Source organism: Bradyrhizobium sp. 147, from assembly GCF_023073935.1.
Classification (GTDB): domain Bacteria; phylum Pseudomonadota; class Alphaproteobacteria; order Rhizobiales; family Xanthobacteraceae; genus Bradyrhizobium.
In genome coordinates this window covers 15,423-26,206 of record NZ_JADPKL010000099.1, presented here as the reverse complement: position 1 = coordinate 26,206, position 10,784 = coordinate 15,423, and the positions used below count along the sequence as shown (strand labels likewise).

Below are 10,784 nucleotides of genomic sequence, written 5' to 3'. Positions count from 1 at the left end.
GATTTGTCATGGCAGCACTGAGCATTCGCGCCCTGTCCAAGCGGTACGCCAACTTCGAGGTACTGAAGGGCGTCGATCTCGACATCGAGAGCGGCGAGTTCACGGTCCTCGTCGGGCCATCCGGCTGCGGCAAGTCCACGCTGCTCAACATCGTCGCCGGGCTCGACCGACCGAGCACGGGGACGATCGAGATTGGCGGGCGCATCGTCAACGACATCCCGCCCAAGGACCGCGACATCGCCATGGTGTTCCAGTCCTACGCGCTCTATCCGTCGATGACGGTGCGCCAGAACATCACCTTCGGCATGGAATGCCGTCATGTGCCGAAGGCCGAGCAGGAGAAGGCGGTCGCGAACGTGGCCAAGCTGCTCCAGATCGAGCCGCTGCTCGGCCGCAAGCCGTCGCAATTGTCCGGCGGCCAGCGCCAGCGTGTGGCGATGGGGCGGGCGCTGGTGCGCAATCCCCTGCTCTTCCTGTTCGACGAGCCGCTGTCCAATCTTGACGCCAAGCTGCGCGTCGAAATGCGGATGGAGATCAAGCGGCTGCACCAGCGGATCGGCGCCACCATCGTCTATGTCACCCACGACCAGATCGAAGCGATGACGATGGCGACGCGGATCGCCGTGATGCATCAGGGTCGCGTGCAGCAATTCGCCGACCCCGATACCGTGTACCGCTACCCGGCCAATTTGTTTGTGGCGCGTTTCATGGGTTCGCCGCCAATGAACACGATGCCGGCACGGCTCGAGAGCGGGAATGACGGGCCGGTGGTCGTGATCGGCGCCGGGCGGCCGGAAGAGGTTCGTCTTCGCCTTCGAGGATATGACGCCGCGGCATCCTACGTCGGTCGCGAAGTGGTGTTTGGCATCAGGCCGGAATGCATTGCCGAAGGCAGCCGCGCATTTTCCGGCGATGCGCCTGTCCTCGTCGATGCGCCGGTAGAAATGGTCGAGCCGACCGGAGCCGAGACCATGGTGTTGCTGCGGCTCGGGGGCGAGCCCGCGATGGCGCGCGTCTCGCCCGATATCCGCCCCGCGCCCGGCGCGTCCGCCTCCTTTGCGCTCGACACGCGCCGTATTTGCCTTTTCGACCCCGAAACGGAGCGACTGATCGCATGACGAAGACCACCTATTCCGGCCTGGCGGGCCGCGTGGTGTTGATTACCGGCGGCGCCAGCGGCATTGGCGCCGCCTTCGTACGGGCCTTCGCGGGCCAGGGGGCCCACGTCGCCTTCCTTGACATCGATACGAATGCCGGTGAAACGCTGGTGCGGGAAGTGGCGGCAGCGCGCGGGACCACGCCGCTGTTCGTGCCCTGCGATCTCCTGGACATCGACGCCTTGCGCACCGCGATGGCAGAGGTCCACCGTTCGCTCGGCGACGCCGCCGTTCTCGTCAACAACGCCGCCAACGATCAACGCCAGGTTCTCTCCGAGGTAACGCCGGCCGAGTTCGACTGGATGATCGGCGTCAACCTCAAGCACGTCTTCTTCGCAGCACAGGCGGTGGTGCCACAGATGCAGGCGCGCGGTGGCGGCTCGATCATCAACATGTCGTCCATCGCCTGGATGCGCGGCGCACCGGCGCTGCCGGCCTATGCCGCGGCGAAAGCGGCGATCGTCGGCTTCACCAACTCGCTGGCCCGGCTGGTCGGGCCCGACCGCATTCGCGTCAACGCGATCGCGCCGGGCATGGTGATCACCGAGCGCCAGCGCCGGCTGTGGTATCCGGACGAGCAGGCCATCGCCGAGATGCGCGCGCGCCAGGCCGTTCCCGATGCGGTGACACCCGACGACATCGCCAACATGGCGCTGTTCCTCGCCTCGGACGAGAGCCAGCGCATCACGCGTCAATGTTTCCAGGTCGACGGCGGCCTCGGCTAGCTCACCGGCCTGCCTTTGCGCATCGTCGCGAGCACGATGTCGGCGGCGAGCACGCTCGGCGACTTGTTGCCGGTCGACATGATCTGATCGAGTCGTGCGAACGCTTCGACCTGCTCCCGCCGCAGCGGCGAATCCGTCAGCAGGGTAGCGAGGGCCGGTGCCAGCTTCTCCGGCGTGCAGTCTTCTTGCAGGAATTCGGGAATCACATCCTTGCCGATCACCAGATTGGCGAGGATCACCGAGGAGACGCGGATCGCGCGGCGCAGGATGAAGGCCTCGATCGCGCCGACGCGATAGGCCGTCACCATCGGAATGCCCGACAGCGCGAGCTCGAGCGTCACCGTGCCGGACTTCGCCAGCGCCGCGTGGGCAATGCGGAAAGCGGCGCGCTTGTCGTTCTCGCCGATCACGATGTGCGGCTTGACCGGCCAATTCGCGATGCCCTCGCGGATGGTCGCTTCGAGGTGCGGCATGGTCGGCAGCATCAGCTCGAAGGCGCGCCCCTCCGCCTGCAACCGTCCGAGTGCTGCACCGAAGACGTCGAGGTGATGCCGGATCTCGCTACGGCGGCTGCCGGGCAGCACCAGGAGCACCGGCGGCTCGCCGTCGCGACGCGCCTGCTCCTCCGCGTTCGGCCGCAGCGACGCCAATTGCTCGACCAGGGGATGTCCGACATAACTGCATGGCGGCCCGCCGAGCTTGCGGTATTCCTCCGGCTCGAACGGCAAAAGGCCGAGCACATGGTCGACATAGCCGAGCATGGTCCGCGCCCGTCCCGGCCGCCATGCCCAGAGCTGCGGCGAGACGTAGTCGACGACCGGGATCGCGTGATTGCGGGCACGCACGTGGCGGGCGACGCGATGGGTGAAATCGGGGCTGTCGATGATGACGAGCGCGTCGGGCGCGGCCTCTAGCACGGCATCGGCCGTCTTGCGGATCAGCCGCAGGATTTTCGGCAATTGCTGAACGACGGCGGCAAAGCCGACGATCGACAGCTCTTCGATCGGAAACAGCGTCTCGAGCCCCTCGCGCGCCATGGTGCGGCCGCCGACGCCGACGAACTCAACGCCGTCGCCGAGCCGCTGGCGCAGCACCTGCATCAAGGCGCTGCCGAGCCGGTCGCCGGATTCCTCCGTTGCGATCAGGAAGATCTTGCGCTTGCGATCGCGGCCCTGCATCACGCCGGCAGGCCGATGACAAAGAGGTATTTTGCGTCGGCGAGCGCAATCATCGCCTGCGGCTCGGCGGCGATGGTGTTGTCGGCGACGACGGCGATGCCGGCAAGGCCGGCCTTGGCAACACCCTCGATGGTGCGCGGTCCGATCGTCGGCAGGTCGAAGCGCAGGTCCTGGCCGCTCTTCGGCGCCTTCACCAGCACGCCGCGGCCCATGGCCGCGCGGATGCGACCCTCCTCACGCAGCCGCGCGACACGCGCGAGCAGCGCGTCGGTGCCCTCGATGTCCTCGATCGCCACGACGTGACCGTCGATCACCACCGCGGCCTGCCCAATGTCGAACGGACCGAGCGCGCTCAGCACCGCCCGGCCGCGCTCGATGTCGGTCTTGCTGGCGTCACTCGGCCAGGCGCGGCTGATGCAGCCGTCGGGCATCAGGAGATCGGGCGCGACGTCCTTGATGCCGACCATGCGAAAGCCGTCCTGCTCGAGCATGCGGCCGACGCCGGACAGGAGATGATCGTCGCCGCCGCGGAAGGCGCGAATGACGTTGCCGAGCAGGCGCAGCGTCTTGACGTCGAACCGGATCTCGGACAGCGAAGGGCGGACCAATGTGCCGATGAAGATCAGGTCGCTGCAGCCTTCTTCGCGAAACAACCGCATCGCGCGGCCGAGCTGGCCGACCGAGATCCAGCGGTGGCGGAATTTCTCGACCCGCGCCGGATCGCAAGCCCCGCGCAGCGGAAACAGCACCGGCGTAATGCCGCGCGCCGCAAGCGATTCGGCGACCGCGAACGGCATGGCGCCGCCGCCGGCGACGATGCCGACCGGTGAGGAAACCTCCGCAGCCGCCGATGTCATGCCCGCGGCCATCCGAGGATCACTTCGCGATGGCGGGAAGACAGAGCGGGCGCTTGCCCTTGCCGATGAAGTCGAGGATCTCGGCGATCGCAGGGTCTTCGCCCGCGAGCGGCCGCGCCGCCTCCAGCCGCTCGGCGAACGTGCCGGGACCATGGAAGAGTTTTTGGTAGAACCCACGCACGGTTGCAAGCCGCTCCTTGGTGAACTTGCGCCGCTTCATGCCGATCACATTGAGGCTTTCCAGGACCGCATATTGGCCGTTGACCAGCCCGTATGGAATGACGTCGTCGCGGACACCGCACACGCCGCCGACCATGACATAGGGGCCGACGCGCGTGAACTGGTGCACCGCCGACAGGCCGCCGATATAGACGGCGTCGCCAATCTCGCAATGACCGCCGAGTGTCGCTGACGTCGCGAAGATCACGTTGTCGCCGACCACGCAATCATGGCCGACATGGCTGTTGTTCATGAAATAGCCGCCGCTGCCGACTCGCGTCAGCCCTCCACCCTTGATCGTGCCGACATTCATCGTCGCGCCTTCCCGGATGGTGCAGCCGGAACCGATCTCGAGTTTCGTCGGCTCGCCCTTGTAGCTGAGATCCTGCGGAGCGCCGCCCAGCACTGCGAACGGCGAGATCACGCAGCCATCGCCGAGCGAGGTGTGGCCGATGACGGTGACGTGTCCGATCAGCTTGCAGTTCGCGCCGATGACGACGTTCGGGCCGATGATGCAATAGGGTCCGATCTCGCTGCCATCGCCGATCACGGCGCCGTCCGCGATCCGTGCGGTGGGATCAATCTTGCTCATCAAGCCAATCTTACTCGTCAAGAAGGTCAGGTTATGTATTGAAGTCGCTCGGTTTTCGGGTGGTTAGCGCGACTATGCCCGATCTGTCCAGTGACGTATCATCTCGCCGTGTTTCATGTGCTGGAGAAGGCGGCGGCCTTCCCGGCTCATCAGCAAGTTCATGCGGAGCTTCAGCGGTCGTGGTCAGAGCCCTTGCCTTGTTGCTCGCACAGCTCGTGGCCACACCGGTCGTCTCCGAGACGATCGAGACCGACCAACGCGGCCCCGTGGATCTGGCGACGTTCGAATGCCGCGACATCAACCGCAGCACGATGCTTCAGCGCGTCTGCTACGACCGGGCGCAGCAGGACCTCGTCGTCGCCATCAACGGCAGGTACGATCGTTATTGCGGCGTGGCGGCGGAGACGGTCGAGGGCCTTCTGGGCGCACCGTCCATGGGTCAGTTCTTCAATCGGAATATCAGCCGCGAGGTGGCCGGCAGCCGCTACGATTGCCGGGCATGACGAGCGCGCTCAATCCGTCAGCATGGCGCCGACGTCGGCTTCCGCAACCACCTGCCCGTTGACCTTGGCATCGCCGTGAAACCACCACATGGCCTTGCGGCGGCCGAGCGAGCGCATGTGATATTCGATGGTATCGCCGGGCAGCACGGGCTTGCGGAACTTGCACTTGTCGATGGTGAGGAAGTAGACCGCCCGCGGCTTCTCGGTGCCCTCGACCGACTTGATGCCGATCACGCCAGCGGTCTGCGCCATCGCTTCGATCATCATGACGCCCGGATAGACCGGGCGCTCGGGGAAGTGCCCCTGGAAGGCCGGCTCGTTGAAGGTGACGTTCTTGATGCCGATGCCGCTATAATCGGCACGGATGTTGATCACGCGGTCGATCAAGAGCATCGGAAAGCGGTGCGGCAGGGTCTGAAGGATTGCATTGATATCCACCAGCTCGAACTTAACAGGCGATTCCTGCGTCATTCCCGTCCCTCGTCCTTCGGATCGACCTTGCTGTCGCGCACCAGACGCTCCACCGCGATGATCTCCTTGAACCATTGCTTGGTCGGTTTGGCAAAAAAACCACCCCAGCGTCCGCCCGGCGGGATGTCGTCCTTGACGCCGCTCATCGCGGTGACCTGGGCTCCATCGCCGATCTTGAGGTGGTTGTTGATGCCAACCTTTGCTCCGAGCGCCACGTTGTCGCCGATGGTCAGGCTGCCCGCCAGCCCGATCTGAGCCGCCAGCAGGCAATTCCGGCCGATGGTCACATTGTGGCCGATCTGGACCTGATTGTCGATTTTGGTGCCCTCGCCGATCACGGTATCGCGCAAGGAGCCGCGATCGATGGTGGTGCCGGCGCCGACCTCCACATTGTTCTGGATCAGCACGCGGCCGGTCTGCGGCACCTTCAGGTGGCCTTCGGGCCCGAAGAAGATGAAGCCGTAGCCGTCCTGGCCGATGGAGCAGCCGGGGTGAATCAGCACGTCATTGCCGATCAGGGCGCACTGGATGGCGGTGCGGGCGCCGACATTGCAGTCCCGGCCGATCTTGACGCCGGGGCCGATCACCGCCCCGACGCCGACCACGGTGCCGCTGCCGATCTCGACGTTCGGGCCGATCACGGCGAGGGGATCGACGATTACGCCGTCTTCGAGCCGGGCCGTGGGATCGATGATGGCTGATGGCGCGATGCCGTCGTTGCCGATCCAGGATTGCGGCCTGAGCGCATCGCCATGCCATTCCCGCGCGAGCCTGACGAAGGCGCGGAAAGGCTGCGCCACCCGCAGCACAGCCACATGTGCGGGCACCCGGGCTTCAAAGCGCGGGCTCACCAGACACGCCCCCGCCTTGGTCGCCTTCAGCTCATCGACGTATTTCAGGTTGTCGAAGAACGCCAGATGCATCGGTCCGGCTTCGTCGAGCGACGCCAGACCCGTCATGGTGTCGTTGCCTCTCGCGGGGTCGACCAGTTGCGCCTTGGCCAGCGCAGCGATGTCGGCCAGCGCTGAGGCAGGCGGCTTTGTGAAGAAGGTCGGCTGCGCCATTCCACCCCGTCGCGGTCCGGCTTCGGCATGAAGCGGCCAAGCCGCATCATGCCTCATCTCCAGGATTGGCACGATCCCTTTCGGAAACCGGCTCCAGTGATCCGGATCGTGCCGTGCTGATCGAATTAGAACGTGGTGCCGCCGCCGAACCGGAACTCCTGCGTGCGGTCGTACTTGCCCTTGCTGAGCGGCACGGCGTAGTCGAAGCGCAGCGGACCGAACGGCGACTGCCAGATCAAGCCGACACCGACGGACGAGCGGATCACCTTGCTGTCGTCGTAGACGAGGCCGGTACAAGTTCCGGTGCTCGTCGGATTGATAGTCGACGGGATACAGCCGGGCGCATTGACCTCGTTAGTGCCAGAGACGCCGTTGAAGGCCCAACTTGTCGGTCCCTTATAATCGTAGAGACCGCCGGCGTCGGCATAGACCGCGCCCTTCAGACCCACTTCCTTGGGCAGGAACCAAAACGGCATCTGCAACTCGAGCGAAGCGCCCCAATATTTGGTGCCGCCGAGCGCGTCCTGCGTACCGAAAGGATTCAGATCGCGCGGGCCGATGCCGTTCGGGGCGAAGCCACGGACGAGGTTCGGGCCCATCTGGAAGTGGTCGAGCATCCGCAGATCATCGTTGATCTTGGTCAGAACACCGCCCTGGAGACGGACGATGCCGACGATATCAGACACCAGCGGGGCGTAATACTTTCCGTCCGCCACGGTCTTCAGATAGCTGACGTCGCCGCCGACGCCGGCGAAATCCTGCCGGAAATCGATGAGCAGACCGTCCGTGGGATTCTTGTTGTTGTCCAGCGTGTTGTAGGTGAGCGTGTAGCCCAGCGCCGAAGTCAAGGTCTTGCCGTTGGCAAGCTCCTTGCGCACCGGCAGAGAGGCTTCACCATCGCTGTAGCATCCCAGGCCGTTGGTTGAGGCAGCCAGAGGAATACCGGTGGCCGCGGAGAACGCCGGGCTCGGGTTGAACGCGGCCGAACCGACCACATTGTTACAGTTCGCCAGGTAGCTCGGCAGCGTGATTTCCTGCTGGTAGATCGAGTAGCGCAGCTGGAGCGACAGATCTTCACGCAAGGAGAAGCCGAGGCGCGGCGAGAAGCCGAGCGTCTTCGTGCCGTAGGAGATGTAGCTGTTTGAAAGCTGCTGGCGCTGATAGAGGTCGAGGCCGAGCGCGACGCGGTAGTCGAGCAGATACGGCTCGACGAACGACAGCGAGTAGCCGCGCGCATATTGGCCATAGGTCACCGCCGCCTTGGCGAACAGGCCGCGACCGAGCAGATTGCGCTCGGAGACCGAGACCTCGGCCAGCGCGCCGTCGGTCGTGGAGTAGCCGCCCGAGATCGAGAAGTCGCCGGTCGATTTCTCTTCCATGTCGACGACCAGGATCACGCGGTCGCTCGACGAGCCGGGCTCCGTCGTGATCTTCACGCTCTTGAAGTAGTCGAGGTTCTTCAGCCGCCGCTCGGCGCGGTCGACCAGCGCGCGGTTATAGGCATCTCCTTCCGAGATGTCGAACTCGCGGCGGATCACGTAGTCGCGCGTGCGGGTGTTGCCGCGCAGGTTGATGCGCTCGATATAAGTGCGCGGGCCCTCGTCGATGTTGAAAACGACGGAGACGGTGTGCGCCTCGAAATTGCGGTCGCCGCCAGGACGAACGACTGCGAAGGCGAAACCGCGGCGCGAAGCCTCGATCTGCATCTCCTCGACCGACTTCTCGACCGATTCGACGTTATAGAGCGAGCCGACATTGACGCGCGAATAGCCGCGCATCGACGAAGGATCGAAGTTCGGAATGCTGGAGCGGAAGTCGACCGCGCCGACGCGGTATTGCGCGCCTTCCTCGATCTTGAAGGTGACGTTGAAGCCCTTCTTCTCCGGATCGTATTCGGTGAGCGCGGCCACGACCTGGACGTCGGCAAAGCCGTGCTTGAGATAGAAGCGGCGGATCAGGTCGCGGTCGGCCTCGACGCGATCGGGATCGTAGATGTCGCCGCTGGCGAGGAAGCTCAGCAGGTTCGATTCGCGCGTCTTGATGACGTCGCGCAGCCGATAGGACGAGAACGCATTGTTGCCGACGAACTCGATCGACTTGACGCCGGTCTTGGCGCCCTCCTCGATCGTGAAGATCAGGTCGACGCGATTGTTCGGCTGCTCGATGATCTCAGGCGTGACGCGCACGTCATAACGGCCGGACCGGCGATAGATTTCGGCGATTCGCAGCGTGTCGGACTGCACCATGGCGCGGGAGAAGGTGCCACGCGCCTTGGACTGGACTTCAGTGGTGAGCTGCTCGTCCTTGATCTTCTTGTTGCCCTCGAAGGCGACGCGCCCAATCACCGGGTTTTCCACCACGGAGACGATGATCTGGCCGCCGGGGCCGCGATTGATCCTGACGTCCTGGAACAGGCCGGTTTCGATCAACGCCTTGAGGCCGTCGTCAATGGCGCCTTGATCCAGGCGGCCGCCCGGACCCGGCTTGAAATAGGAGCGGATTGTCTCCACCTCGACACGGCGATTCCCCTGGACGGAAATCGACTGCACGGTCTGCGCGAGCGCAGACGAAGACACAAAAACAGCCCCAACCGGGGCAATCACCGGCGCGCCGAACATGATCAGGGTTGCGAGCAAGCCCCCCCGGAGTCGCAGTCCAAACTTCATCGCGCAACGCGCCCTTATCATTCCATACCAGACCCACCCAACACCGGTCTGGAAGATTCCCCAAGTTCACGCCGCTTGTAGCCAATTTCCCGGACGCCGCAAACGGCCGAAAGCGCCGTGATTTCAATTTCATTGCAAGACGTTGCTCAACAGCAACGCCACAAAAACGCCCCTATCAGGACGCCGCCATCCGAAGGATGTCGTTGTAGGTCGCAAACACCATCAACATCAGCACCAAACCGAGCCCGATTCGGAACCCCATTTCCTGAGTCCGTTCGGACAGAGGCCGGCCGCGGACAACTTCTGCCGCGTAGAACATCAGATGGCCGCCATCGAGCAGCGGAATCGGGAACAGGTTCAGCAGACCGATCGACACGGACAGCACCGCACACAGATTGATCACGAACTGGAACCCGGCGCTGGCCGCCTGCCCCGACATCTTTGCGATTCCCAGGACGCCGCTGACCTCGTTGGGATTGCCGTTTCCGACGAACAACGAGCCCAGGAACTTGAAGGTGCTGGTGATGATGAACCAGACCTGCTCGACGCCGATCTTGAGCGCTTCGCCGACGCCCACGGGGGCGGTCGAAGCCTCACCGGCCTGCGACTTGTGCTCGACACCGAGCACACCGACGCGGTGGCGGTTGCCGAACGGATCCTTGCGCTCAAGCAGCGCGGGGGTCGCGGTCAGCGATACGATGGCGCCGTCCCGCTTGACCTGGAACGCAAGCGTTGAACCCGCGCTCATCGCAACGATCCGCTGCATGTCGGCAAAGCTCTCGATCGGCTTGCCGTCGATCTGGACGACAACGTCCCCGACCTTGAAGCCGGCGGCAGCCGCCGCGCCGTCGGCGACGACGCCGTCGACGCGCGCAATCGTGCTCGGCTTGCCGTAGTACAGCGCCATGCCGGCGAAGATCAGCGCGCCCAGGATGAAATTGGCGATGGGTCCGGCCGCGACGATGGCGGCGCGCGGGCCGACCTTCTTGTGGTGGAAGCTGCCGGCGCGTTCCTCGGCCGTCATGGCGGCGAGCGTTTCGGCCGAGGGGGTCGAGGCCTCGCTCTCGTCACCGAAAAACTTGACGTAGCCGCCAAGCGGAATTGCGGAGATCTTCCAACGGGTGCCGTGACGGTCGTTGAAACCGACCAGCTCGGGTCCGAAGCCGAGTGAAAAGGTTAAAACGCGAACGCCCGCCCAGCGCGCGACCAGGAAATGGCCGAGCTCGTGGAAGAACACGACGATGGTCAGGACGAACAGGAAGGGTACCGCGTAGCCGAGGAGCCCATGGCTCAACGTGTTGAAACTATGGACGAAAAAGTCGATCATCGATTCCCCTCATCCAGCGCCGCAA

The 10,784-nt window shown here is 64.5% G+C and carries 10 protein-coding genes; 3 read left to right on the top strand and 7 right to left on the bottom strand.

Going from position 1 to position 10,784, the window contains the following annotated elements:
• The first annotated feature begins 8 nt into the window (after positions 1-8).
• Positions 9-1,118, top strand: coding sequence for a sn-glycerol-3-phosphate ABC transporter ATP-binding protein UgpC (gene ugpC / locus IVA87_RS25935; RefSeq protein ID WP_247294808.1), 1,110 nt, complete (start codon positions 9-11; stop codon positions 1,116-1,118).
• Positions 1,115-1,882, top strand: coding sequence for an SDR family oxidoreductase (locus IVA87_RS25930; RefSeq protein ID WP_247335684.1), 768 nt, complete (start codon positions 1,115-1,117; stop codon positions 1,880-1,882). The genes ugpC and IVA87_RS25930 overlap by 4 nt, the downstream gene beginning before the upstream one ends.
• Here the strand turns inward: IVA87_RS25930 and lpxB are convergent.
• From lpxB to lpxA, 3 genes are read right to left on the bottom strand one after another with little or no spacing between them, the layout of a single operon-like run.
• Positions 1,879-3,063, bottom strand: coding sequence for a lipid-A-disaccharide synthase (gene lpxB / locus IVA87_RS25925; RefSeq protein ID WP_247294803.1), 1,185 nt, complete (start codon positions 3,061-3,063; stop codon positions 1,879-1,881). The two genes, IVA87_RS25930 and lpxB, sit on opposite strands and share 4 nt — an antisense overlap.
• On the bottom strand, positions 3,060-3,917 hold the full coding sequence (gene lpxI / locus IVA87_RS25920; protein WP_247294844.1) for a UDP-2,3-diacylglucosamine diphosphatase LpxI: 858 nt from the start codon (positions 3,915-3,917) through the stop codon (positions 3,060-3,062). Before lpxI ends, lpxB begins: the two co-directional genes overlap by 4 nt.
• A gap of 19 nt (positions 3,918-3,936) precedes the next feature.
• On the bottom strand, positions 3,937-4,728 hold the full coding sequence (lpxA, locus tag IVA87_RS25915) for an acyl-ACP--UDP-N-acetylglucosamine O-acyltransferase (RefSeq protein ID WP_247294800.1): 792 nt from the start codon (positions 4,726-4,728) through the stop codon (positions 3,937-3,939).
• Between the two features lie 179 nt (positions 4,729-4,907).
• Here lpxA and IVA87_RS25910 point away from each other — a divergent pair, with 179 nt between their 5' ends.
• Positions 4,908-5,231: a KTSC domain-containing protein gene (locus IVA87_RS25910; protein ID WP_247294799.1), complete on the top strand. Its 324-nt coding sequence runs from the start codon at positions 4,908-4,910 to the stop codon at positions 5,229-5,231.
• Between the two features lie 9 nt (positions 5,232-5,240).
• Here the strand turns inward: IVA87_RS25910 and fabZ are convergent, their stop codons facing one another.
• The 4 genes from fabZ to rseP all read right to left on the bottom strand — a co-directional run bounded on the left by fabZ (position 5,241) and on the right by rseP (position 10,759).
• A complete protein-coding gene (gene fabZ / locus IVA87_RS25905) occupies positions 5,241-5,702 on the bottom strand; it encodes a 3-hydroxyacyl-ACP dehydratase FabZ (protein ID WP_247275940.1) in 462 nt (153 codons plus the stop codon).
• Positions 5,699-6,766, bottom strand: coding sequence for a UDP-3-O-(3-hydroxymyristoyl)glucosamine N-acyltransferase (gene lpxD, locus IVA87_RS25900; RefSeq protein WP_247294796.1), 1,068 nt, complete (start codon positions 6,764-6,766; stop codon positions 5,699-5,701). The genes fabZ and lpxD overlap by 4 nt, the downstream gene beginning before the upstream one ends.
• 125 nt (positions 6,767-6,891) lie before the next feature.
• Positions 6,892-9,432: an outer membrane protein assembly factor BamA gene (gene bamA / locus IVA87_RS25895; RefSeq protein WP_247294794.1), complete on the bottom strand. Its 2,541-nt coding sequence runs from the start codon at positions 9,430-9,432 to the stop codon at positions 6,892-6,894.
• 175 nt (positions 9,433-9,607) lie between these two features.
• Positions 9,608-10,759, bottom strand: coding sequence for an RIP metalloprotease RseP (gene rseP / locus IVA87_RS25890; RefSeq protein WP_247294792.1), 1,152 nt, complete (start codon positions 10,757-10,759; stop codon positions 9,608-9,610).
• Positions 10,760-10,784 lie beyond the last annotated feature (25 nt).

What these genes read in the sequence shown, in the direction of transcription:
- lpxI (WP_247294844.1), bottom strand. Translation starts at nt 3,917, where the DNA reads ATGACATCGGCGGCTGCGGAGGTTTCCTCACCGGTCGGCATCGTCGCC.
- rseP (WP_247294792.1), bottom strand. Translation starts at nt 10,759, where the DNA reads ATGATCGACTTTTTCGTCCATAGTTTCAACACGTTGAGCCATGGGCTC.
- lpxA (WP_247294800.1), bottom strand. Translation starts at nt 4,728, where the DNA reads ATGAGCAAGATTGATCCCACCGCACGGATCGCGGACGGCGCCGTGATC.
- bamA (WP_247294794.1), bottom strand. Translation starts at nt 9,432, where the DNA reads ATGAAGTTTGGACTGCGACTCCGGGGGGGCTTGCTCGCAACCCTGATC.
- ugpC (WP_247294808.1), top strand. Translation starts at nt 9, where the DNA reads ATGGCAGCACTGAGCATTCGCGCCCTGTCCAAGCGGTACGCCAACTTC.
- IVA87_RS25930 (WP_247335684.1), top strand. Translation starts at nt 1,115, where the DNA reads ATGACGAAGACCACCTATTCCGGCCTGGCGGGCCGCGTGGTGTTGATT.
- lpxD (WP_247294796.1), bottom strand. Translation starts at nt 6,766, where the DNA reads ATGGCGCAGCCGACCTTCTTCACAAAGCCGCCTGCCTCAGCGCTGGCC.
- fabZ (WP_247275940.1), bottom strand. Translation starts at nt 5,702, where the DNA reads ATGACGCAGGAATCGCCTGTTAAGTTCGAGCTGGTGGATATCAATGCA.